Source organism: Pseudomonadota bacterium (assembly GCA_039028935.1).
Taxonomy (GTDB): Bacteria; Pseudomonadota; Gammaproteobacteria; order Steroidobacterales; family SZUA-146; genus SZUA-146.
On record JBCCHD010000011.1, the window covers coordinates 50039 to 73261 of the forward strand.

Below are 23223 nucleotides of genomic sequence, written 5' to 3' on the forward strand. Positions count from 1 at the left end.
ATGTTTTTTCCTCATCGGGATCTTCATTTTACGAATCGGTATTGTCGACGCCGATCAAGAACACCTCACTCCCCCCTAACACAAAAGTGAGTGCCGCCACTGCTCGACGCTTCACGTACTAGACCTCTTCGGACTCAACATCCATTTCCGGAGTCAGGTTCCGCATACCATGCCCGTTGGGAGTGTGTTGAGTGGAGCGACATGTCGTGTCTCGACCCTCGTGCCATTTCTTGGTAGCGAAGAAGCGCCAATGACCAGCTCTATACACAACGCCTGAATCCGTTCGAGAGACGACGGCCGATCGCGATTAGGTCGCGAGGTCTTTTAATCGATCGAGCAGTTTCTTTTTATCCAACTCGCCACTGTCGCCACCGCCAAACATCATAATGCCCGACGAGTACGACGAGCCAAAGGTCTCAGCGACGCTCACCGTCTGATAGATGCCGAGCAGAAAATCCTTTTCAGTGAGCGAACTCAATGGATGAATAAAGGCTCCCCAGACAATGCCCTGCGCAACGGCATAGCGTGCATCGAGCGCACTGTCGAAATTTGCCTGCATGAGTCGCATCAGCGCCTCATCGCTCAGATCAGAAGCCTTAGCAATTGGCACCATCAAACGCATGCGATCAGCCGATTCGTCATATACGAGCACCAACTCGCGCTCGCCGACCGCAAACGTGATGCGATTAGTGCCGGCTTGGGCGTCTTCATCGATTTGGCCGATAATCGCCGCCATTTTGGCGACGGTCATTTCATCGGATGCGGACTCTTCGGCGGTGAACGCCCATGCGACGCTCGCTGACGAAATGAACAAGATAGCCAGCAGTTTGACTCCTTTCCGACTCATGAAACCCATGTCGAACTCCTCGCTTGTAGGGACCCGCCGACCAACCGTTCGGCTTAGAAATCACACGGACATCCACAATGACCCGGTGAGCACGTAAAATATTACGCCTATCCTCGCTGTCGAGTTTACAGCAGCCATGGCGATGTGTGGATAGACGTTGGTGCGTGTGCGCCGCCTTAACGCTATCACGCGCTCGCTATACACGCGGTGGTGCGTGGCGCTTGCGGTCGACAATCAATCTGATGAATACTGAAATGGTGGCTATGGGTGGACTTGAACCACCGACCTCGAGATTATGAGTCCCGCGCTCTAACCAGCTGAGCTACATAGCCATTTTGTGTGGGCCGGGCGGCCCCTTGGGACATGCGATTCTGCGCACTCTGCTGTCGGCTGTCAAGCCAACCGCGCGCCTTTTTAGTCTTCGCTGTGCAGTTTTTCCTCGCGTTTGACAATGACTTGCTCCCAGCGCAATGCCTGGGCCACCTGCCTGTCGATGCGCTCCTGCAGCTCTTGAATAACCGCCTCTTTGGAGGCATTTTTTTTCATGGCCTCAAGCTCGCGAATATGTTCCACGATTTTGGCGTGTCGGTCTTTGACTTCTTTGAGTGATTCGGCTTTGGCTGCCTTATCAAACACCACCGAGTCGGATGCGCGCTCTTCGAGCTCGACTTGTTGACCAAACACTTTGGCTGGCATAAACGTACGTTCGGTGCGGTACTGGCGCTGATTCATAAACGTCGGCGAGACGATCTCGATGCCCGCTTCGTGTAGCTGATCCATGACTTTAGCGCGCAGCCTGGAGCGGGTGGACAGTAGAATGTTGAGGTCCCTGAGCACGCCGCTAATGCGATAAACCACGGAGAAATCGCCGAGCTCTTTGATGTGCACAAACGGTTTTTCCAGGCCCGCCGCCTCGGCGGCGATAATGAGGTTTTTCTCAATCGTTTTTCGATCAACATCGTAACCCAGCGACAGTGTGGCGCTCACGAGCGTACCCGACGTTCGCAACACCCGCATGGGATTGGTCACCGTATACAGGTTTGGTAACGTGACCAAATCTCGGTCTTCGGTTTGTACTTCGACATGCAGCAAGTCCATTTCCGAAATACGGCCGAAGTATTCGCCGATATGCACATAGTCTCCAGGTGAGCAGCATTTGATTGAGCGCAACATGGCGCCGGCCATCACGTTACCCACAAAAGTTGTCGAGGACAGCGCGATCACGGCACTCAGCAAAATACCGGTGAGACTCAGAAGTTGCCCGCGTAGCGTGTCGTTAAAGGGCAGAACGATTAGCAACACAATGATCGTGGCGAGCGCAATGCCAAGATTCATAAGCTGAACGCGATAGTTGCGTCCGGCCGGTTCGACCAATCGGCCGGTGAGCATTTTGTGCACGAAGTACGCGCCCGCCAGCACAATGCCGCCGTACACCACGGTCTTAAGGCCAATGAACACTGCGTCCACGTGGAATCCTCCGATGGGTTCTAGCGTCTAAACGTTAAAACGAAAATGCATGACATCGCCTTCTTGGACAATGTACTCCTTGCCTTCGAGACGCATCTTGCCCGCCTCCTTCGCGCCTTTTTCGCCCTGCCCGGCGATGTAATCATCATACGCAATCACTTCGGCCCGAATAAAGCCCTTCTCAAAATCGGTATGAATTTCGCCAGCGGCCTGCGGTGCAGTCGCACCGACCCGCGTCGTCCAGGCCCTGACTTCCTTCGGCCCCGCAGTGAAATAAGTTTGCAGGCCAAGCAGCGTGTAGGCCGCGCGAATGACGCGATCGAGCCCGGGCTCAGACAGACCCAGATCCTCGAGAAAGGCCGCTTTATCGTCATCATCAAGCTGCGATATTTCGGCTTCAATGGAGGCGCAAATCGCGACGACCTCCGCCCCTTCGCGCTCGGCGTATTGCTGCACGGCCTCCAGATGCGGATTATCATCAAACCCGTCTTCCGACACATTAGCGACATACATCGTACGCTTGGCGGTTAATAGATGGTACGGATAGAGCACCGCGCGTTCGTTGTCGTCAAGCGCCAGCGCTCGCATTGGCTTGGCTTCATCAAGGTGCGCCTTGGCTTTTTCCAGCACCTGTTTGATGTACAAGTCTTCCTTTTTGTTGGTCTTGGCATTGCGCGTCGCTTTAATCAATGCCTTGTCCACGCTCTCAAGATCGGCGAGCGCCAGCTCGGTATTGATGGTCTCAATATCACTGATTGGATCGATGCGCCCAGCAACATGCGTCACATCGTCGTTTTCGAAACAGCGGACCACGTGCGCAATCGCGTCTGTTTCTCGGATATTGGCCAAGAATTTGTTACCCAGTCCTTCTCCTTTGGCCGCACCCTCAACCAGGCCCGCGATGTCGACAAATTCGACGGTCGTCGGCAAGATTTTCTCGGGCTGCACAATATCGGCGAGCGCCTGCAGTCGAGGATCAGGCACCAATACGATGCCGGTATTGGGCTCAATCGTGCAAAAAGGATAATTTTCGGCGGCAATTTCGCCGGCGGTGAGTGAGTTAAACAGCGTCGATTTACCCACGTTGGGCAGTCCGACGATTCCGCATTGAATAGGCATGGTGAACAGTTCTCCAGGCGACGGTTAAGACTTTCGTTTAAACAGCGCCAATAGCTGGTCTTTAAGACTCTCGGATTCGTTGGACAAATCTTCTCCGTCGCGCCGCGAGGGTTTGACCGTTTTGGTCGATTTGGGTTTGCGCTTCGGCGTTGGCGCGGGTGTCTCCCCTTTATCGCGCGCCTTGCGTTTACGCGGAATGTCATCGTTTACTGTGGCACTCGCGCGATTACTGTGTAGAACATGAGTGGCTTTTTGCACACCGTCGGTGACCAACAGCGGCACCACATCCAACCCACGCTCAATGGTTTGGTCGACAAGCTCGGCCTCTTTGCGGCCGGGCACACCCAACACATAATTGACCACTAACGATTTGTCACCCGGATGTCCGACGCCGAGACGCAAGCGCATAAACCCTGCACTCTCATGTGAAATAATATCGCGAATGCCGTTGTGTCCGCCGTGACCGCCACCCAACTTGAGTTTGACTTTGCCAGGCGGCAGGTCAATTTCATCGTAGGCCACAAGCACGTTGTCGATCGGAATTTTGTAGTACTGCATCAAGGCTCGCACGGCCCGTCCGCTCTCATTCATATAGGTATCGGGGCGCAGCACCCACACATCCGTCCCATCAATACTCAGACGACACACCTGACCATGAAACTTATCCTGCTGCACGAAGCGACCACCATGCCGACGCACCAGTTCGTCCACAAACCAAAAGCCGGCGTTGTGACGCGTGGCTTCATATTTTGCGCCTGGATTACCGAGACCGACTATTAGCTGTAGAGACGAATCACTCATGGATACTGGCGTAAAGGGTGTTATCGAGATTGTATCGGCACATCAAACAAAGTGCTCAGTATGACGAAAAAAGCCGCTGCGCAGGCGCAGCGGCTTCTTGTTCGCCACTGTGCGATGCGGTTTATTCCGACGACGTGTCTTCGTCGGCGTCACCGTCCGCGGCGGCGGCATCGCCACCTTCTTCGGTCGGTGCCGGTTCCGTCACCTTCTTAGGCACTGTCACAGAAATAATCGGCTGATCGTATTCTGGCCCTTGCGCAAGTTCTGGGATCTCAACACCTTTGGGCAGGACGATGTCAGACAAATGCATCATTTCGTCAATGTCGAGCTTCTCGCAATTGACTTCGATGTACTCGGGCAAATCGCCTGGCAGACATGAGATCTCAACCTCGTTCTTAAGGTGAGACGCCACGCCGCCTTTGAGCTTGATGCCCGGCGCAACGTCTTCGTTGACAAAGTGCAGCGGCACAGACATACGGATTTGGACGTCATCCATCACGCGCTGAAAATCCACGTGCAAGATGCGCTGCTTGGCCGGATGCACCTGCACATCTTTTACAATCGCGCTTTGCTTAATATCGCCAACTTGAATGGTCAGAACCTGTGAAAAAAACGCTTCGTAACGCGCGTTATTCATGAGCTCGTTTTCGAGCAGGCTGATTGAACGCGGTTTGCGCTCACCACCATATAACACAGCAGGAACTTTGCCTTGACGACGAAGGCGGCGGCTCGCACCCTTCCCCTCGTCCTCACGCAGTTCTGCTTCCAACTTAAATGTTGCAGTAGACATGCTTTTCTCCTCGTTTATACAACACAGCGCATCCGCGACCAGATGCGCTGCTTACCTAAATCTGTTTTGCCTGGCTTAGTCCAGGTACAGCGAACTCACTGACTCGTCGTTGACGATGCGACGCATCGTTTCGGCGAGGAGCTCGGCAGTGCTGAGCTGACGAATGCGGTCGCAGGCGGCTGCGGCCGAATCGAGCGGGATCGTATCGGTCACCACCAGCTCGTCAATTGACGACTCCTGGATGCGACCAACGGCCGGGCCCGACAGCACCGGATGGGTGATGTACGCCACCACCTTTTTTGCTCCCTCTTCCTTGAGCGCGGCCGCAGCCTGACACAACGTGCCGGCCGTGTCGACCAAATCGTCGATCAGAATGCAGACTTTGCCCGACACCTCACCGATTATGTTCATTACTTTCGATTCGTTGGCGCGGGGACGACGTTTGTCGATAATGGCCAAGTCGGCATCATCCAAACGCTTAGCCAGCGCTCTTGCGCGTACAACACCACCCACATCCGGGGACACCACCACGGTGTTTTCGTACTTTTGCTTCCAGGCATCGCCGAGCAGTACTGGCGAGGCGTAGACATTGTCGACCGGAATGGAGAAAAAGCCCTGGATCTGATCGGCATGCAAATCGAGCGTCAAAACCCGATCGATTCCGGCCGTCACGATCATATCGGCAATGAGTTTTGAGGTGATCGGCACGCGACTGGCTCGTGGTCGTCGATCCTGCCGCGCGTAGCCAAAATAGGGGATCACGGCGGTAATGCTGCGAGCGGAGGCGCGTCGACAGGCGTCTGCCATAATGAGCAGTTCCATCAAATTGTCGTTCGTCGGCGGGCAGGTGCTTTGCACCAAAAACACATCGCGACCACGCACATTTTCCATAATCTCGACGTTGATTTCGCCGTCGGAGAATCGGCTCACGTTCGCGCGACCCAACGGTAACATGAGACAGCGCGCTATATTTTGCGCCAGAGGCGGATTCGCGTTGCCCGCGAACACCACCATCGACCCTCGCCCTATGTCCACCGTTCGACCTCTTAGCGTGAAGAATGGCTGGGGTGGCAGGATTCGAACCTGCGCATCACGGGATCAAAACCCGTTGCCTTACCGCTTGGCTACACCCCAATCTCAAGAAAGTTGCGGAAAAACCGACGCCTGGCAATCCGCGAGGGCGGTATTTTGCGGTGCAAAGCCGGGTGTGTCAATGCGCAACCCGACTGCTGGTGCCGATACCGTTGGGCGATCGGTGGGGGCTTGGGAAGTCGCTGAGTCAGGCACCGAGCTGGGCCAGCGTTTTGCTCGTTTGCCTCCCCCACACATGCTCAGTAGCCCGGCTTTTGCCTACAACGCCCAGTCGCGAAATACCATCAGAATGCGCACATCGGCCGAATGCAGACGGACCTTTCGTGGCATATCGACGCGCGATCTTGGCCTGTTCGAAACACTCGCCTCAACGTAGACCGGTTGGTACTGCTCAAACTCGACCCGCCAGCCGGCTTGCGTCAGTGTTTGGAGCAGCCGCCCCGCTTCCGCGCGAACTGGATCCGCCGGCACGCCTGGCTGCGGCAAACCCAGCGCCCAGTATCGAATCGCGTCGATCGGCACCGGATAGCCCAATAGATTGTTGAGCTCACGCTCGACGTTGTCGAGCACAATGTCGCCGTGTCGAGCACTGATCAACCGACCTCGGCCATTCGCTGTCTCGATGCGCACAGCACCCACACCGAACGGACCGGACAACTGCAAACGCTGCGTCTTGCCATCAACCACCAGTGAGAAGCTGGCCGACTGGCGTTCCGTTTGGGTCGTGAAGCTCAGGCGGCCCGACGCCTCGTAGGCCGCTAACGAATCGAGCAGGCGTGCCCGCTGCGCATAACTCAGCGGCGTATCGGGATCAGCAGGGAGGGACTGACAGCCCCCGGCGCCCAGTAGCAGAACAACGCCTACCGTTAGCCAGCCATACCATCGGCGCCGCGAGACCCAGGTCGGTCCGGGCCTGCGCGTGATGGGTTGAATGAAGCGCGGATCGCAACGACCGATCGCCGCGTGCTGAGTGACGTTGGTCAAAGACCCAGACGCTGCTTCACCTCATCGATGAGCTCGTTGTCTTCGAACTCCGACTCGGCCAGCTCGAGCATTTCCTGCATACGCTCGGTCTCCCCTTTGACGTACAGCACCTCGATAAGATGAGCCGCGACTTCGGGGTCGGGCAGCAGTTCATAGGCTTTGGTCAGCAGCTCATCGGCGCGATCGAGGTTGCCGCGCTTGTATTCAACCCAACCCAGACTGTCCGTGATCGGTCCACTCATCGGCGCTTTGTTGTACGCCATCTCAATCAGCTCATACGCCTCGTCAATCTGATCGGTCCGGTCCGCGAGCGTGTAGCCGAGCGCGTTGAGCGCGGTCGGGTCGGTTGGATCGCGAGCGAGAATGAGACGCATTTGATGAATGGCTTCATCGACACGATCGAGCTGTTCGAGCAAAAAGGCACGCGCGTATTGCGTGCGCAGTTCTTCAGGGTTTTGGTCGAGCATATTGTCGTACAGCATCATCGCTTCATCGCCGCGATCACCGCGTGCCAGCAGTTCTCCCTGCCCCAGCGCCATGTCGAGCGTGTAGCGCGGATTCTGCGTGGCGAAGCGCTCTAAGTGTTGAAGCGCTTCGTCAAGCTTGTCTTCGCGAAATAAGATGTAGGCTGCGCGCAACTGTGCGGTGACGACATTGTCGCCGCCGCGCACCTCACTATAGAGTCGATAGGCGCGCTGATTGTTTTCGTTGGTCTCCGCGATGCCACCCAAAAAGTACAGGGCGTCAAACGTCGCCTGACCACTTTGCAAAAGCAATGTAAACAGGCGGTCTGCTTCGTCTAGGTCACCCGATTTCATCGCGAGAATGCCCAGTGCTCGGGCCGCCTGGCCATTGGTCGGGTCGTCGTTAAGCACCTGTGTCAACACCACGCCCGCTTCCAGATCGCGATCCACGGCGGCTAACAACATGCCGTATTCGAGGCGCTCTCCTGGCGAGTTGTTGCCACCGATGTGCTCGCCCGCGTAGTCGATGCCTTCATCGACTTGGCCGCTGGCCATAAGTGACCGCGCATACAACAAATGCGCCGGACCCCAGTCTTGATCTAACTCAGCCGCGCGGCTGGCGCTGCGTTGCGCCTGATCGTACTCACCGCTGCGCAAAGCCTGAAGCCCGACAGTGTAGTGCGCCTGCGGCACGCGCTTGTGCTTGGCGGCAATTTTCTTGTAGGCCGCCAATGCCAGGTCTTCATTCTCCTCTTCGGCCAACACGCCAGACAACGCCAGCAGCGAATCCCCAATTTCCGACTCGGAGGCCTTGATCAGCGCGTGGAGATTGGACACGACCGCCTTGGTGTCACCCTTGCGAGTATAGAGTCGAGCCAGATAGGTGTGCACCTGAGCGTACTTTCGCTCTTTGCCCGCGAGCGATTGCCAGCGCAGCGCGCTAGCCAGCGCCTCTTCGTCGCGGCCTAACTCAAAGGCCACTTCGGTTGAACGCTTCGCCACTTCCGGATCATCACTCAACTGGGCCGCCTTCAAATAGTGCTCAGACGCGATGTCGTAGAGTTGTTTTTGCCGGGCTGTCTCAGCCAACAACAAGTGATACTCGATCGATCCGGGTGTGGCGTCGATGTCGCCGACTTCGCCCACATCGCGACTGGTTGTCGTCGCCGACTCGTCAGACGGGCCCGACGCGCAGCCGCTTAGAGCGAGAAAGGCCGCAAGCCACAGGCCTCGCAAGAGTTGTTGATTCATATACATTCCATCCAGCGGCCTCGCCGCCTGTCTCGTCCACTATAGCAAACACCCGGGGGTCTCGCCCGCGGCATCCGGTTCATGCCTGCCCTCGGCAGGTCGCCTGATGAAAAGGCCAGCACTTGTTATTGCTGAGTCCATGCCGGACAATTCCATCGTCTTCACAGCGCACCCACCAGGATTCATGGGTCTATTCGTCTTCGGCATCAATCATCACACCGCCCCGGTCGCGCTGCGTGAGCAAGTGGCGTTTGACGCCAATACGCTGTCGACGCGCCTCAATAGCCTATGCACCTTGCCCGATGTCGATGAAGCGTTGATCTTATCGACCTGCAACCGCACTGAAATCTACTGCGAGGGCGGCCCGGACACCGAGCGCTCGGTTCTTGGTTGGATGCGCGAAAACGCCAATCGTTCCGACGAGCTGCTGGATTGCCTCTATGTTAAAGAGCAGGACGAGGTGGTGGAGCATGTTTGCCGCGTGGCGGTGGGCCTCGATTCGCTGATTTTGGGCGAGCCTCAGATTCTCGGCCAGCTCAAAACCGCCTTTCGCGACGCCAATAGCATCGGCACGGTGGGTCCGTCGCTGCACCGCCTACTCCCGCACGCCTTTGCGGTAGCCAAGCGTATTCGCACGCAAACGGCGATCGGCGTCGCCTCTACCTCCGCCGCCAGCGCTTCTATTCAGTTGGCGCAACAGGTATTTGGACAGTTCTCGGATAAACACGCGCTGATGATCGGAGCCGGTGAGATGATCGAGATCGCCGCCAATCATTTGGCGGCCCATGATGTCGGCGCGATATCGATCGCCAATCGCAGCGAAGAGCGGGCGCGGGCGCTCGCCAAACGGTTGGGTGGTCGGGCGTATGGCCTCGACACGCTCGATACCTTGCTGCCGAAGGCCGATTTGATTTTTTCGAGCACCGCCAGCCCCGATCCGGTGGTCAGCGCCGATGCCATCAGACGCGCGCTCGACGCTCGACGCTCGAAACCAATGTTTATCGTCGACCTGGCCGTACCGCGCGATATCGATCCGGACTGCGTGCGGTTTCAGGATGTCTTTTTGTACACCATCGACGATCTGCATCAGGCAGTCGACGAAAACCTCGACGCGCGCCGCGCCGCGGCAGCGGACGCAGAGCGCATTATTGCCGAACACATCGAACAGTATGCGCGCCATACCGAGGGTTTAACGGCCGCGCCTATCATCAGCGCGATGCACGCGCGCAGTAATGATGTGAAGCGCGAACTGGTCGAGCTTGCCACCAAACAACTCGTGGCTGGCAAGTCACCCGAAGAAACGTTGCAGTGGCTAGCCGATCGATTGGCCAGTCGCTTACTGCATCGTCCGAGTGTCGTGATGCGCGAGGCGGCCGAAGCCGCCGACGAGCAGACGTTGGATGCCGCACAGCGTCTGTTCAATCAGCCCAAAGAACGCGAATAAACCGCAGCGACACAGATCGCAATCTGGCAAACTACTCGTATGAAAGCGTCCATTCAGACCAAACTGTTTCAGCTGCAAGAGCGATTTGACGAGGTGCAGGCGCTGCTCGCGGATCCGGATGTCATTAATGATCAGAACCAGTTTCGGGATTTGTCCAAAGAGTACGCCAGGCTTGAGCCCGTCGCCCACGACGTGACGCGCTATCAGACGCTGCTCAACGATCAGGTTGCCGCCGAAGAACTCAGCCAAGATGGTGATGCCGACATGGCCGCCATGGGGAAGGAAGAGCTGCAGGCGATTAACGCCACGCTCGACACGCTGAGCGTCGAGCTACTGCAACACCTCATTCCAGTGGACCCCAACGATGACGCGAACATTTTCGTGGAAATTCGTGCGGGCACTGGCGGGGATGAAGCGGCGATTTTTGCAGGAGACCTGTTCCGCATGTATTCGCGCTATGCCGACCAGCAGCAATTTAGCGTTGAGGTGATCAGCCAATCCGAAGGCGAACACGGCGGCTTTAAAGAGATCATCGCCCGCTTGTTTGGCCAAGGAGTATACGCCCGCTTCAAATTCGAGTCGGGCACCCATCGGGTGCAACGCGTTCCAGAAACCGAATCACAAGGGCGTATTCACACGTCGGCCTGCACAGTCGCTGTGCTGCCGGAAGTGGAAGCGGTCGATGAAGTGGCGCTCAATCCGGCCGATATCCGCGTCGACACGTACCGCGCCTCGGGTGCGGGCGGACAGCACGTGAACAAAACCGATTCGGCTGTGCGTCTCACGCACCTTCCAAGCGGCATTGTTGTGGAGTGTCAGGACGAGCGGTCCCAACACAAAAACCGTGCTCGGGCGATGAGCCTACTCCAGGCACGACTGCTCGATAACGAACAACAAAAACGCGCGTCTGAACAGGCGCAGCAGCGCAAGCTTCAGGTCGGCAGTGGCGATCGATCCGAGCGTATTCGCACGTACAACTATCCACAGGGACGCGTGACCGATCACCGCATTAACCTGACGCTGTACAAACTCGATGAAATTCTGGCCGGCGCACTCGATCATGTTGTGGAACCGTTGCGACAAGAACATCAGGCCGAGGAACTCGCTGAGCTGTCGGCGCACTAACGCACCGTTTAGGTCAAATCAAAGTGCATGAGCGGCAGCAGGCGACCGCTCGGCGAACCGCGCTCTAACCCAACCTCTAACGCGCCCAGCGCGGTATAAAACGCTTTGGCATAGGGATCCGCCAGCAGGCGTAACGTCGTGACGCCGCATTCTCGACCGTGCCTCAACGCGTGGTCGGTCAAGGCGCGTCCGATTCCCTGGCCCATCTGCGGGGGATCGACCCATAGGCCGCTGATCTCTAAATACGGACCAAAGGGTTCGAGCGAACACACGCCGATGACGTCACTGTGCGTCCCAATGGTGTCGGACTCCGGCGCGCGGCAGGCCACCGCCACCCAATGCGCGCGGATAACGTCGGCGGTGTACGTCAACTCAGGCGCCCAAGCGTCGAGTTGCGACGCTGGATAACCCCAGTGCGCTTTGGCAGCAAACGCAATCGCCGTTAGACGCGCGGCCTCGTCCGGTCGTGCCGACCGCAGTACAACATCGGCAGTCACCACAAACCGTTTAGCGAACAATCATTGGCCGGGCCACAGGGTGCGCGTCAACCCGACCGACGCAGCGCGTCGTCAAGGTCATCGCGCAAATCGTCCAGCGCTTCGATACCGACCGACAACCGCACGAGATTTTCATCGATGCCAAGCGTTGCTCGGATGTCTTCGGGCACCGAGGCATGCGTCATGATGGCAGGATGGTTGACCAGACTTTCCACACCGCCGAGGCTCTCAGCTAAGGTGAACAGCTGCGTGTTTTCGAGAAAGCGTCGCGCTCCTTCTGCGCCACCTTTGACATAGACACTGATCATGCCGGTAAACCCATCCATCTGACGGGCGGCCAGTGCGTGCTGCGGGTGACTGTCGAGCCCCGGATAGAGCACGCGTTCAATATTGGGATGCTCACTGAGCCACTCCGCCAGCGCCTGACCATTACTGTTGTGTCGTTCCATACGGATGGCCAACGTCTTGAGCCCGCGCAGCGCCAAAAAACTATCGAATGGGCCGGCAATACCGCCCGCCGAATTTTGCACAAATCCCAAACGCTCGGCCATCGCTTCGTCCTGGCAGACAATGACCCCACCGACCATATCGGAGTGGCCGTTGATGTATTTGGTCGCCGAGTGCATCACCAGATCAAAGCCATATTCGAGCGGCCGCTGGTTGAATGGAGAGGCGAACGTGTTATCCGCCACCGTGATGACATTGTGTTGTTTGGCGATCTCGATGACCGCCGCCAGATCGACGATCTTCAGCATCGGGTTCGTAGGGGTTTCGATCCAGAGCATGCGGGTCCGAGGGGTGATGGCCGCGCGCAGCGCATCGAGGTCGGTCATGTCGACAAACGAGAACTCAAATCCGGAGGAGTGACGCCGAACTTTATCGAACAGTCGAAACGAACCGCCGTATAAGTCGTCCATCGCCACGATGTGATCGCCATGATTGAGCAGATCCATAATGGTGCTCGTCGCCGCCATGCCCGATGCAAAGGCGAACCCGTGCGTCCCCGATTCAAGCGCGGCTATGTTGCGCTCGTAGGCCATTCGCGTCGGGTTTTGAGTGCGCGAATATTCGTAGCCTTGGTGCACACCCGGGCTCGACTGAGCGTAAGTTGACGTGGCGTAAATCGGCGGCATGACCGCACCGGTTGAAGGATCCGGCGACTGACCCGCATGAATAGTTTTGGTAGCAAACGCGTGCGTTTTTTTATTCGTCATGATGTCTTCGCTCATTAAAGTTGTTTGCGGAAATAGTTGAGCACGTCGGCGCGCGTAATCAAACCTAAGAAAACGCCGTCGTCTACCACTGCGGTGTATCGTGCACCACCTAACAATGCGACCAGATTTTGCACCGAAAAATGTCGATCGATCACTGAAAACGTAGTGGACATCGCGTTGGCAACGGGCTCGTTCATCAGTTTGGGGCGGCCGAACACAAAGCGCATGATGTCCTCCTCGGTCAATACGCCCACCAGCGTGTTGTCCTCCATGACAGGCAGCTGCGAAAAGCCGGCGTTGCGTAGTCGATTATGTGCGGTCGTGAGCGCATCACGTGGACTGACCGTCACCGTGGCGCGTTCGCCGTGCAGTCGACCGATCAGATCGCGCACATCACCGAATTCCTCGCGCTGAATAAACCCCTGATCCTCCATCCAGAAATCGTTATAGAGCTTGGACAAGTACTTGTTGCCCGTGTCGCAGGCAAACGTCACGACATTTTTATGCTCAGTCTGGTCTTTACAGTATTTGAGGGCCGCCGCCAATAGCGTGCCCGAGGACGAGCCAGCCAGGAGCCCCTCTTTGCGCAAGAGCTCTCGCGCGGCTTCGAACGATTCGGCATCGGTGATCGTATAGGCCCCTTTGGCCATACTTAGGTCGCAGATATCGGGGATAAAATCTTCACCAATGCCCTCGACCAACCAGCCTGCGCTCGGTCCAAGTTCCCCTGTCGCAATGTAATCGGCCAACACCGACCCCTTCGGATCCGCAATAATGATTTCGACATGAGGCGCATGCGTTTTAAAGTAGGACGTTAGGCCGCTAATCGTTCCGCTGCTGCCGACACCGAGCACCACCGCATCGAGTTTTCCATCAAGCTGCTCGAGCAGCTCAGGACCGGTCGTCAGTTCATGCGCTTTGGGGTTATCAGGATTGCCAAATTGATTGATAAAATACGCGCCGCTTTCTGCTGCCATGCTGCGCGCCAAGTCCTGGTAGTACTCCGGATGACCGCGTTCCACGTCGGAACGCGTCAGCACGACTTCGGCACCCATCGCCCGCAAATTAAAAATCTTCTCTTGGCTCATCTTGTCGGGCAAAACCAGCATCAAATGATAACCTCGCTGTGCTGCAACGAGCGCCAGGCCCAAGCCGGTGTTGCCCGCGGTGGCTTCAATGAGTGTATCGCCTGGTTTTATCTGGCCACGTTTTTCGGCCTCGTCGATCATCGCAATGCCAATGCGATCCTTGATCGAACCGCCCGGGTTCATGAGCTCTAGCTTGAGATACAGCGAGCACAGCCCGGTATCAAATTGACTCACCTTGAGCATCGGTGTGCGCGCCACCATTTCAAGGACATTGTTGTATATGTTCACACGTTCTCCTGTGCATCGAATGATCGCAGCGAGCTCGACGCTGTATTGAGATAGCCGGATTCTACGCCATGCTCGCTCAACTACCTATTCTGGGCGACAATAGAAGGTATGAACGACGCTTGCCGACTGCCTTCGATCCAAACCGCCCGAGCTCAGGCGCTCGCCAGGCTGACGCTCGACGCGCGCCACGACGTCGACACCCTGCTTTGCGACGCACTCGACATAACGCGCGCGCGCCTGTTTGCTGAGCCAGACACTCTGCTCACGCCACCGCAGTGGGCCCTGTTCGAACAATGGCTTGGGCGACTCATCGACGACGAACCGCTCGCCTACATCCGCGGCCACTGTGCATTTTGGAGTCTCTCGCTTACGGTATCGCCGGCGGTGTTGATCCCACGCCCCGACACTGAACGGCTGGTCGAAGTGGCCTTATCGCACCTCGAGGGTCGAAAGGCCGCACGCGTGCTGGAGCTGGGCACTGGCAGCGGCGCGATCGCCCTGGCGCTTGCCAGCGAGCGACGAGGCGACCGTCTCATGGCCACTGACACAAGCTCAGACGCGCTGTGGGTCGCTCGCCACAACCGCGACGCGTTGGGACTGGCCAATGTGTCCTTTTGCCAATCGAATTGGTTCGCGCAACTGCCCCACCAACACTATGACCTTATCGTTAGTAATCCACCGTATATCGATCACGACGATCCACACGTGACGCCATCGGTACGGCGCTATGAGCCCGCGTCTGCGCTGTTTGCGAACAACAACGGTCTTGCCGATATCGCCACGATTATTCACGAAGCGCCCGCGTTTTTGTCCAGCGACGGTGTGCTGTTGCTCGAACATGGCTGGCAGCAAGGACCGGATGTTGAGCAGCTGATGAACGCCGCGTTTACGCATAGCAAACGGTATCAGGACCTCGCCGGTTTGGATCGCGCGGTCGCCGGCTGGCAGCCTCGGCAAAACGATACCGCCGACGTTGCAGTTAGGCCGTCGGCATGAGCGCGCGCTTCGACACGCTGTTCGCGCTGTGGAGCGAACAGATACCGTTGGCAAAAGCGATGGAGATTCGATTTGAAGAAACGTCGGGCGACTGGTCGCTTCAGGCACCCCTTGAGCCCAATCGCAATCACATGGGCACTGCGTTTGGCGGTGCCATCGCCTCGCTAGCCACTCTAACGGGTTGGGCCCAAACATGGATGCTACTGCCTAATCCAGAAGCGACACACATCGTTGTGGGCAAGAGCACCATCCAATATCGTCGGCCAGCACGCGGCGAACTGATCGGAACCGCGCAGGCACCGTCAGACGACACGGTCAGCGACTTTTTGGCGTCATTGGACGCTCGCGGCAAAGCGGGGATCCACATTGTTGTTCAAATTCACAGTGATGGTGTGGAAGCGGCTCGTCTGAAGGCGAAATTCGTCGCAATACAAAAATCGGCCTAACCGACTCGTCACTGGGTGGGGGGCGTTAAACTGTCGCGGTTTGCCGTTTGCGTCGCGGCGGCTTACGCCATTTTTTCACGGCGCGGAACGCCAGTAGCGCTGTGAGAATCGCCGCGTAGATCAGCGGCTCCGTGATGTCCTTTTTGACCTGCCACCAATAATGCCAGACCGCCAGTATGGCTGCCGGATACACCAAGTAGTGAAGCTTCTGCCACGTTTTGCCGAGTCGGCGACGCGCCGCATGCGGTGAGGTGAGTGCCAACGCCAACAGAATCACCACGCTTAACAGCCCGAGCGTGATGTACGGCCGCTTTACGATATCTTCGCCGATAGCAATCAGCGACCAACCCTGATCAAGCCAAGCATAAACGGTAAAGTGCAGCGCGACATAGAAGAACGCGAACAGACCCAACATCCGACGAAAACGCAGCGGCCAGGGCTTACCAATCAGATGACGCAATGGCGTAACGCAAAGCGTGATGAGCAATAAACGCAATCCCCAGTTGCCAAAATGATCCAGCATTTCTTCAATCGGGTTGGCGCCAAAGCTTGAGCCGAGGTTAAACGCCTTGAGGACAATCCATACGAGCGGCACGGACGCCAGTAAAAACACGAGCGGCTTGCCGACGTATCGGATGCGTTCATTGATGCCAAGTTGTTTTAGGAACACCATTATTGTTTTGCTGACTTTGTCATTCTGGCTCACGGTGGCGCGGAAGACGCCACAGCGAATCAGAAGTGTTTTCTCAGATCCAGCCCGTCATATAACGAGGCGACTTCCTCGGCATAGCCATTGAACATTTGTGTTGGAATTTTCTCGGCAAAAAGTCCTTTGCCGATGGGTCGCTCCCGCGCCTGACTCCACCTGGGGTGATCCACCTCGGGATTCACATTGGCGTAAAACCCGTACTCACGAGGCGCCGATACGGCCCACGTGTTGCGCGGCATGGTTTCGGTAAACCGAATGCTGACGATTGATTTGATGCTCTTAAAGCCATATTTCCACGGCACCACAAGCCGCAAGGGTGCGCCGTTTTGTTTGGGCATTTCTTTGCCATAAAGCCCAACGCCAAAAAGGGTAAGTGGGTGCATCGCCTCAGCAATGGTCAAGCCCTCAACATAGGGCCAATCCAACACCGCGCGGCGTTGACCCGGCATCTGTTCCGGATCGAACAGCGTTCGAAATTCGACAAACTGGGCACGTGAGGTTGGCTTGAATCGCTTGAGCACCTCGCTCATTTGAATGCCCACCCACGGCACAACCATTGACCAGGCTTCAACACAGCGCAGACGATAGATGCGCTCTTCGTAAGTATGGGGTTTTAAAATGTCTTCGAGCGCAAACTTACCCGTAACATCCGCTTCGCCGCTCACCTCGACCGTCCAAGGATCAGTGTGAAAATCGCCGACATTTTTGTGCGGATCGGCTTTACCCAAACCAAATTCGTAAAAGTTGTTATACGTCGTGATATCGCGCCACGAATTGGGCTCTGCGTCGGTCGAATATGGGCTCGGCACAACATTGGGCAGATCAGGCGTCATGCTATTTGGATCGACATCCTTGCCCACGTCGGCCGTCGCCACTTTGCGAGAACACGCGGCTCCCGCCGTCAGTAACGTGCCGCTGGCAATGGCCGCTTGAACAAAACGTCGGCGATTCCAATAGACCGACTCCGACGTAATCTCCGACGGCTTAATGTGACTGCTTGAGTATTTCACGCGATGCTCCTGACTCAGTCCAGAACGCCAGCCTGCCTCACCGCGCGTCGACCTGCGGTGAAAACACCTCATCGCGCGCCGAATTCATCAGCCTGACGGATTCATGATCCTATCGAAACATCAGACCTGAGTCTGCCCGTAAATGTTACAGACGATGGTGAACCCACTGATTAACCATGCGGTTTTTAGGCTTCAAAGGCCGCGGAATCATCGACTCGCGCCGCTCAGGGCGGCGTTCGGTCACAAAGAGCCGCTAGTGTTTCTGATCCGACAAGTTGACTGCTTCATCGACGAAAAGATGCGCGGCATCAATCGCATCGAGCGTGTACGAACGACCGCAGAATTCACAATCGACCGACACGACGCCTTGCTCAGCGATAATACTGTCGACCTCGGCCTGGCCCAGGCCTCTGAGCATGTTTCGGATGCGCGCCTGACTGCAAGTGCAGCGAAACGACACCGGCGATGAGGAGAAAAGACGCACATTCTCTTCGTGAAACAAACGGTGAAGAATATCGAGATCGGAAAGCTGTAAAAGCTCATCGCGCGTAATGGTGTCGGCAAGCATCTGCACACGCGGCCAGCCATCGTCATCCGCACGACTGGTCTGACGCCCCCCTTCGCGGGGCATTTGTTGCAGCAACATGCCGACGATCTGGTCGGCGCTGGCCGCAAACCATAAGCGCGTGGGCAACTGCTCTGATGCGGCAAAATAATCCTCGACGCAGCCGGCCAACGTCGTTTGCTCGAGTGGCACGATACCCTGATAGCGCTGACCCTCGCCGGAAGGTTCCAGCGTGAGCGCCAAGCGACCCTGATCAAACAATCGCCGAGGGTCATCGTCGAGTCGATCCTCGTGCCAGTGCGCCAAACCGCGCAAATGAAAATCACTCGTGCATTGAGTAAGCAGTAAACTGAGCGCGCGCTCCGTTTGTAGTTGCAATGTAAGCTTGCCATCAAACTTTAATGTGGAGGCAAGGAGCACCGACGCCGCCAGCGCTTCACCTAGCAGGAGTCGAATCGGCTCAGGGTAGGCTTTATTGGCGACGACCGCCTGCCAACTTGCATTGAGGTGCACCAGTTTTCCGCGAACCCCAAAATCCTGAAACGCAAACGCATGGATGCTGTCGTGATCGTTCATTCAGGTTCTCCAGACAACATGTCGCGAAGAAGCTGATTAACCTGGCCGGGATTCGCCTTGCCGCCACTTTGCTGCATGACCTTACCGACAAAGAAACCCAACAGTTTCGTCTTACCCTCGCGGTACTGTGCCAGCTGCGCAGGATGTTGATCGAGCACGGCCTGTATGGTCGCCGTCAAAGCGCCTGTATCGGTAATTTGTTTGAGGCCTTGTTGCTCGATAATGTCGTCTGCATCGCCCTCCCCCTGCCACATGAGCGTGAACACCTCTTTGGCAATCGATCCTGAGATCGTGTTGTCTTCAACGCGATCCAGCAGTGCCGCGAGCCGCTCAGGCGCCACACGCGCCTCCGTCACCGACACATTGTCTTTATTGAGTGCCGCGGTTAATTCGCCGAGCACCCAATTCGCGCAACGTTTCGCGTCCGCTGGGTGATGCGCGAGAAGTCGCTCAAAGTAGTCCGAATGTGGCTTGCTGTTTGTCAGTGTATCCGCGTCATAGTCATTTAAACCCAACACATCGCGATACCGCTCGCGTCGCGCATCGGGCAGTTCGGGCAGTGACGCGCGAAGTGAGTCGATCAGTTCATCGGAGATAAAAACCGGCAACAGATCAGGGTCTGGAAAGTACCGATAGTCATTGGCCTCTTCTTTGGAACGCATGGCGCGCGTTTGATTTTTGTCCGGGTCGTACAGACGGGTTTCTTGCACAACCTGACCGCCACCTTCGAGCACGTCGATGTGCCGCTCGGCCTCGACATTGATGGCCTTTTCAATAAATCGAAACGAGTTGAGATTCTTCAACTCGGTACGCGTTCCCAACGCGTCCTGACCGGCGGGTCGCACCGACACATTCGCGTCACAACGAAACGAACCTTCCTGCATGTTGCCATCGCAGATCTCTAGATACTGCACGAGCGCATGCACTTTTTTGAGGTACGCGACCGCTTCACCAGCCGAACGTAGATCGGGCTCACTGACAATTTCCAGCAGCGGCGTACCGGCACGATTGAGATCAATCCCCGTGGCGCCGCTAAAGGCCTCATGCAGCGACTTGCCCGCATCTTCTTCTAAATGGGCGCGAGTCAGCCGAATCGTCTTGGTACCGTTTTCCCCATCGATGGTCAGTTGACCGCCAGCAACAATCGGTGCCTCAAACTGCGAAATTTGATAGCCCTTCGGCAAGTCGGGGTAAAAATAATTCTTACGCGCAAACACCGATCGCTGATCGATGCGCGCATCGACCGCCAGTCCAAATCGAATGGCCATGCGCACGGCCTCTTCGTTAAGCACCGGCAGTACGCCCGGGAACCCCAGATCGACGAGCGACGCCTGCGTATTGGGTGAGGCGCCATACGCGGTGGAGCTGCCGCTGAAAATTTTACTGCGTGTGGCTAGCTGCGCGTGAATCTCCAGCCCGATAACCATTTCCCAACTCACGACGGCTCACCTTTGGGTGGCGCCGCCTCATGCCAATCGGTGATCTGTTGAAACGCATGCGCCGCACTCAGCACCGTCTGCTCCCGATAATGAGAGCCGATGATATGCAGCCCGACGGGTAAGCCGTCAGCCAATCCACAGGGCACGGATGCCGCAGGCAACCCCGCGAGACTCACGCCGATCGTGTAAATGTCATTGAGATACATGCTGACCGGATCATCCGCCTTGTCGCCTAAGCCAAACGCGGTGGTGGGCGAGGTGGGTCCCATAATCAGGTCGACTTTGTTAAACGCACGCTTAAAGTCATCGGTAATCAGACGTCTGACCTGCTGCGCTTTTTTGTAATACGCATCGTAGTAGCCGGCCGATAACACGAAAGTGCCCGTTAAAATTCGCCGCAATACCTCGTCACCAAAGCCTTCGGTGCGGCTGCGCCGATACAAATCCTCAAGGTCGGCCGGATCGTCACAGCGATGCCCAAACCGCACGCCGTCAAACCGCGACAAATTGCTCGAACATTCCGCAGGCGCAATCACATAATAGGCGGGCACTGACAGGGATAGATGAGGCAGCTCGACGGGCACCAGCTCGGCCCCCGCATCCGCAAACACACGCAATGCCGCCCTCACGCGCTCCTCGACCTGAGGATCAAGCCCTTCGGCAAAAAACACGTCGGGTACGCCGATTCTTAGGTCACTGATATTTATAGACAAGTCATCGCCGAGCGCCGCCACCGGCTGATCGGTGCTAGTGGAATCGGCGGGATCAAACCCCATCATGGCCTCGAGCAACACAGCCACATCCGTGGCCGACTGGCCGATCACACCGGCTTGGTCGAGGCTCGAGGCGAAGGCAATCATGCCGTAACGCGACACCCGCCCGTACGTGGGTTTCATGCCGGTTGTGCCGGTGAGGGCCGCCGGCTGGCGCACCGAGCCGCCGGTATCGGTACCGGTCGCGATCGGGCACAAACCACCCGCAACCGCCGCCGCAGAACCGCCCGAAGAGCCGCCCGGCACCCGGGTTGTATCCCAGGGATTTTTGACGTCGCCATAAAAACTGTTTTCGTTTGATGAGCCCATGGCGAACTCATCCATGTTGGTCTTACCCAGCAACACTGTGCCGCACTGTGCGAGACGCTCAACCACCGTCGCATTATACGGCGCGACAAAATTATCAAGCATGCGCGATCCACATGTTGTGCGACCGCCTTTCACACAGAAGATATCTTTGTGGGCAATCGGGACACCGGTCAACGCGTGTGCATCACCGGCTCGACGACGTTCGTCTGCCGCCCGCGCCTGCTCCATTGCGCCGTTCTCGTCGACAGTGATAAACGCATTCAAATGCGTGTTGGCATCGATCTGCTCGAGAAAATATTGGGTCAGTTCTTCGCTAGAATACTCGCCCTTCGCCAGTCCGTTCGACAGTTGGACAACGCTTACGCGGTGCATAATTCACCACCGTAGACTGTGTTTAAATCCTTTTTATTCATGATCTTAGAGTCACTCAATAACCTTTGGCACGAGATAGAGCCCGTCCTCCACCTGCGGCGCGGCACGCTGAAACGCCGCGCGGTGATCGGTTTCGGTTACCGTATCTGGTCGGAGTCGTTGGGTCATATCCAGCGGGTGCGACATGGGCAACACGCCGTCCGTGTCGACCGCGTTCAACGCATCAAAGAAGTCCACAATGCGCGACACGGTGTCGGTGATTTCATCTTCACTTTCTGGTGTGAGTTCGACTCGCGAAAGCGTCGCCAATTTTTCGATTTGTTCACGCGTAAGCGCCATTGGTGTGCCTTTTTGCCTACAGAAATTTAAGCGCTGAGATAATACACTTGCGCTTGCTCAATGTCCCCCCCGTTGCTAGAGTACGCGCTGTAATTACAGGGTCAAACGGCCTTCGGAAATCCTTAATAATGTTCAAGAATCTGCGCGGCTATTTCTCGACAGACCTGTCGATTGATTTGGGCACCGCCAACACGCTTATCTATGTTCGGGGTCGGGGTATCGTGCTGAACGAACCATCGGTCGTGGCGGTCCGCGAGGAAACCTCGCATGGTGGACGCAGCATTCAGGCGGTGGGAACCGAAGCGAAGAACATGCTTGGCCGTACGCCCGGCAACATTTCCGCGAACCGACCGCTCAAAGACGGCGTGATTGCCGACTTTGTGCTCACCGAGAAAATGCTTCAGCACTTCATCCGCAAGGCCCACAACAGTCGCTATTTCCGACCGAGCCCGCGAGTGCTGATTTGTGTACCGCATGGCTCCACGCAGGTGGAGCGCCGGGCCATTCAGGAATCGGCCGAAGGCGCTGGGGCACGAAAGGTCTATCTGATCGACGAACCGATGGCCGCGGCGATTGGCGCGGGTATGCCGGTGCATGAAGCCCGGGGCTCTATGGTGCTCGATATCGGTGGCGGTACCTCGGAAGTCGCCGTGATCTCACTGAACGGTATTGTGTATGCGGCGTCGGTACGCGTGGGTGGCGATCGCTTTGATGAGGCGATCACTAACTATGTTCGCCGCAACTACGGCATTCTCATCGGCGAAGCGACCGCCGAACGCATCAAGCATGAAATCGGCTCTGCCTACCCGGGACAGGAAGTTCGCGAGATCTCGGTCAAAGGTCGAAACCTCTCCGAAGGTGTGCCGCGCAGTTTTACGCTCAACAGCAATGAAATTCTCGAAGCCTTGCAAGAACCGCTGCAGGTGATCGTGGGTGCGGTAAAGGCCGCGTTAGAGCAAACGCCACCGGAATTGGGAGCCGATGTTGCCGAACGCGGCATTGTGCTCACCGGCGGCGGCGCGCTGCTGCGTGACCTCGACAAACTATTGATGGAAGAAACCGGCCTACCGGTGGTGGTCGCCGACGACCCGCTCACCTGTGTCGCACGGGGCGGCGGTCGGGTACTCGAACTCATGGATGAGCACGGCGCTTCCATGTTTGGACTGGATTAATCGCGGTTCTTATCGACCGCACCGTGCAAAATGCCTTCCTTTTTGA

The 23223-nt window shown here is 56.8% G+C and carries 22 protein-coding genes and 2 tRNA genes; 5 read left to right on the plus strand and 19 right to left on the minus strand.

The window, feature by feature from the left end:
- Positions 1-307 precede the first annotated feature (307 nt).
- From AAF465_07415 to AAF465_07460, 10 genes are all read right to left on the minus strand, one after another.
- Positions 308-847, minus strand: coding sequence for a hypothetical protein (locus tag AAF465_07415; GenBank protein ID MEM7082548.1), 540 nt, complete (start codon positions 845-847; stop codon positions 308-310).
- 255 nt (positions 848-1102) lie between these two features.
- Positions 1103-1179: transfer RNA gene (locus AAF465_07420), tRNA-Met, on the minus strand.
- 82 nt (positions 1180-1261) lie between these two features.
- Positions 1262-2314, minus strand: a complete 1053-nt coding sequence (locus AAF465_07425) for a mechanosensitive ion channel domain-containing protein (protein ID MEM7082549.1) — start codon at positions 2312-2314, stop codon at positions 1262-1264.
- 27 nt (positions 2315-2341) lie between these two features.
- Entirely contained in the window at positions 2342-3433 is a 1092-nt protein-coding gene (ychF, locus tag AAF465_07430; GenBank protein ID MEM7082550.1) for a redox-regulated ATPase YchF, read from the minus strand.
- Between the two features lie 24 nt (positions 3434-3457).
- Positions 3458-4234 (minus strand): aminoacyl-tRNA hydrolase, encoded by a 777-nt coding sequence (pth, locus tag AAF465_07435; protein MEM7082551.1) that lies wholly within the window; start codon positions 4232-4234, stop codon positions 3458-3460.
- A gap of 121 nt (positions 4235-4355) precedes the next feature.
- Positions 4356-5024 (minus strand): 50S ribosomal protein L25/general stress protein Ctc, encoded by a 669-nt coding sequence (locus AAF465_07440; GenBank protein MEM7082552.1) that lies wholly within the window; start codon positions 5022-5024, stop codon positions 4356-4358.
- Positions 5025-5099: 75 nt separating this feature from the next.
- Positions 5100-6038, minus strand: coding sequence for a ribose-phosphate diphosphokinase (locus AAF465_07445; GenBank protein ID MEM7082553.1), 939 nt, complete (start codon positions 6036-6038; stop codon positions 5100-5102).
- Positions 6039-6083: 45 nt separating this feature from the next.
- A tRNA-Gln gene (locus tag AAF465_07450) sits at positions 6084-6158 on the minus strand.
- A gap of 216 nt (positions 6159-6374) precedes the next feature.
- Positions 6375-7100 (minus strand): lipoprotein insertase outer membrane protein LolB, encoded by a 726-nt coding sequence (gene lolB / locus AAF465_07455; protein MEM7082554.1) that lies wholly within the window; start codon positions 7098-7100, stop codon positions 6375-6377.
- On the minus strand, positions 7097-8815 hold the full coding sequence (locus AAF465_07460; protein MEM7082555.1) for a tetratricopeptide repeat protein: 1719 nt from the start codon (positions 8813-8815) through the stop codon (positions 7097-7099). The genes lolB and AAF465_07460 overlap by 4 nt, the downstream gene beginning before the upstream one ends.
- A gap of 106 nt (positions 8816-8921) precedes the next feature.
- Here AAF465_07460 and hemA point away from each other — a divergent pair, with 106 nt between their 5' ends.
- Positions 8922-10259, plus strand: a complete 1338-nt coding sequence (hemA, locus tag AAF465_07465; protein MEM7082556.1) for a glutamyl-tRNA reductase — start codon at positions 8922-8924, stop codon at positions 10257-10259.
- Between the two features lie 39 nt (positions 10260-10298).
- Positions 10299-11384, plus strand: a complete 1086-nt coding sequence (gene prfA, locus AAF465_07470) for a peptide chain release factor 1 (protein ID MEM7082557.1) — start codon at positions 10299-10301, stop codon at positions 11382-11384.
- A gap of 8 nt (positions 11385-11392) precedes the next feature.
- Here the strand turns inward: prfA and AAF465_07475 are convergent, their stop codons facing one another.
- The 3 genes from AAF465_07475 to AAF465_07485 are packed head-to-tail and all read right to left on the minus strand — an operon-like array spanning position 11393 to position 14471.
- Positions 11393-11881 carry a GNAT family N-acetyltransferase gene (locus AAF465_07475; GenBank protein ID MEM7082558.1) on the minus strand — a complete coding sequence of 163 codons (489 nt, stop codon included), beginning with the start codon at positions 11879-11881 and terminating at the stop codon, positions 11393-11395.
- A 47-nt stretch (positions 11882-11928) separates the two neighbouring features.
- Positions 11929-13095, minus strand: a complete 1167-nt coding sequence (locus AAF465_07480) for a cystathionine gamma-synthase (protein MEM7082559.1) — start codon at positions 13093-13095, stop codon at positions 11929-11931.
- 14 nt (positions 13096-13109) lie between these two features.
- A complete protein-coding gene (locus tag AAF465_07485; protein ID MEM7082560.1) occupies positions 13110-14471 on the minus strand; it encodes a pyridoxal-phosphate dependent enzyme in 1362 nt (453 codons plus the stop codon).
- Positions 14472-14579: 108 nt separating this feature from the next.
- Here AAF465_07485 and prmC point away from each other — a divergent pair, with 108 nt between their 5' ends.
- On the plus strand, positions 14580-15467 hold the full coding sequence (gene prmC, locus AAF465_07490; GenBank protein MEM7082561.1) for a peptide chain release factor N(5)-glutamine methyltransferase: 888 nt from the start codon (positions 14580-14582) through the stop codon (positions 15465-15467).
- Complete coding sequence (locus tag AAF465_07495; GenBank protein MEM7082562.1) at positions 15464-15913, plus strand: YiiD C-terminal domain-containing protein; 450 nt, start codon at positions 15464-15466, stop codon at positions 15911-15913. The genes prmC and AAF465_07495 overlap by 4 nt, the downstream gene beginning before the upstream one ends.
- A 25-nt stretch (positions 15914-15938) precedes the next feature.
- Here AAF465_07495 and AAF465_07500 read toward each other — a convergent pair whose 3' ends face one another.
- The 6 genes from AAF465_07500 to gatC form a co-directional block, all read right to left on the minus strand.
- A complete protein-coding gene (locus tag AAF465_07500; protein MEM7082563.1) occupies positions 15939-16619 on the minus strand; it encodes a protein-methionine-sulfoxide reductase heme-binding subunit MsrQ in 681 nt (226 codons plus the stop codon).
- 26 nt (positions 16620-16645) lie between these two features.
- Positions 16646-17632, minus strand: a complete 987-nt coding sequence (gene msrP / locus AAF465_07505; GenBank protein MEM7082564.1) for a protein-methionine-sulfoxide reductase catalytic subunit MsrP — start codon at positions 17630-17632, stop codon at positions 16646-16648.
- A 253-nt stretch (positions 17633-17885) separates the two neighbouring features.
- Positions 17886-18773 (minus strand): Hsp33 family molecular chaperone HslO, encoded by an 888-nt coding sequence (locus tag AAF465_07510; protein MEM7082565.1) that lies wholly within the window; start codon positions 18771-18773, stop codon positions 17886-17888.
- Positions 18770-20212, minus strand: coding sequence for an Asp-tRNA(Asn)/Glu-tRNA(Gln) amidotransferase subunit GatB (gene gatB, locus AAF465_07515; GenBank protein MEM7082566.1), 1443 nt, complete (start codon positions 20210-20212; stop codon positions 18770-18772). The genes AAF465_07510 and gatB overlap by 4 nt, the downstream gene beginning before the upstream one ends.
- Positions 20209-21666, minus strand: a complete 1458-nt coding sequence (gene gatA, locus AAF465_07520; GenBank protein ID MEM7082567.1) for an Asp-tRNA(Asn)/Glu-tRNA(Gln) amidotransferase subunit GatA — start codon at positions 21664-21666, stop codon at positions 20209-20211. The genes gatB and gatA overlap by 4 nt, the downstream gene beginning before the upstream one ends.
- A gap of 51 nt (positions 21667-21717) precedes the next feature.
- Positions 21718-22005, minus strand: coding sequence for an Asp-tRNA(Asn)/Glu-tRNA(Gln) amidotransferase subunit GatC (gene gatC / locus AAF465_07525; protein ID MEM7082568.1), 288 nt, complete (start codon positions 22003-22005; stop codon positions 21718-21720).
- A gap of 128 nt (positions 22006-22133) precedes the next feature.
- On the opposite strand from gatC, the gene AAF465_07530 reads away from it, so the two are divergent.
- Complete coding sequence (locus AAF465_07530) at positions 22134-23177, plus strand: rod shape-determining protein (GenBank protein MEM7082569.1); 1044 nt, start codon at positions 22134-22136, stop codon at positions 23175-23177.
- Positions 23178-23223 lie beyond the last annotated feature (46 nt).

What these genes read in the sequence shown, in the direction of transcription:
- AAF465_07510 (MEM7082565.1), bottom strand. Translation starts at nt 18,773, where the DNA reads ATGAACGATCACGACAGCATCCATGCGTTTGCGTTTCAGGATTTTGGG.
- gatC (MEM7082568.1), bottom strand. Translation starts at nt 22,005, where the DNA reads ATGGCGCTTACGCGTGAACAAATCGAAAAATTGGCGACGCTTTCGCGA.
- AAF465_07495 (MEM7082562.1), top strand. Translation starts at nt 15,464, where the DNA reads ATGAGCGCGCGCTTCGACACGCTGTTCGCGCTGTGGAGCGAACAGATA.
- AAF465_07445 (MEM7082553.1), bottom strand. Translation starts at nt 6,038, where the DNA reads ATGGTGGTGTTCGCGGGCAACGCGAATCCGCCTCTGGCGCAAAATATA.
- prfA (MEM7082557.1), top strand. Translation starts at nt 10,299, where the DNA reads ATGAAAGCGTCCATTCAGACCAAACTGTTTCAGCTGCAAGAGCGATTT.
- ychF (MEM7082550.1), bottom strand. Translation starts at nt 3,433, where the DNA reads ATGCCTATTCAATGCGGAATCGTCGGACTGCCCAACGTGGGTAAATCG.
- AAF465_07460 (MEM7082555.1), bottom strand. Translation starts at nt 8,815, where the DNA reads ATGAATCAACAACTCTTGCGAGGCCTGTGGCTTGCGGCCTTTCTCGCT.
- AAF465_07415 (MEM7082548.1), bottom strand. Translation starts at nt 847, where the DNA reads ATGAGTCGGAAAGGAGTCAAACTGCTGGCTATCTTGTTCATTTCGTCA.
- prmC (MEM7082561.1), top strand. Translation starts at nt 14,580, where the DNA reads ATGAACGACGCTTGCCGACTGCCTTCGATCCAAACCGCCCGAGCTCAG.
- hemA (MEM7082556.1), top strand. Translation starts at nt 8,922, where the DNA reads ATGAAAAGGCCAGCACTTGTTATTGCTGAGTCCATGCCGGACAATTCC.
- AAF465_07440 (MEM7082552.1), bottom strand. Translation starts at nt 5,024, where the DNA reads ATGTCTACTGCAACATTTAAGTTGGAAGCAGAACTGCGTGAGGACGAG.
- gatA (MEM7082567.1), bottom strand. Translation starts at nt 21,666, where the DNA reads ATGCACCGCGTAAGCGTTGTCCAACTGTCGAACGGACTGGCGAAGGGC.
- AAF465_07480 (MEM7082559.1), bottom strand. Translation starts at nt 13,095, where the DNA reads ATGACGAATAAAAAAACGCACGCGTTTGCTACCAAAACTATTCATGCG.
- pth (MEM7082551.1), bottom strand. Translation starts at nt 4,234, where the DNA reads ATGAGTGATTCGTCTCTACAGCTAATAGTCGGTCTCGGTAATCCAGGC.
- AAF465_07530 (MEM7082569.1), top strand. Translation starts at nt 22,134, where the DNA reads ATGTTCAAGAATCTGCGCGGCTATTTCTCGACAGACCTGTCGATTGAT.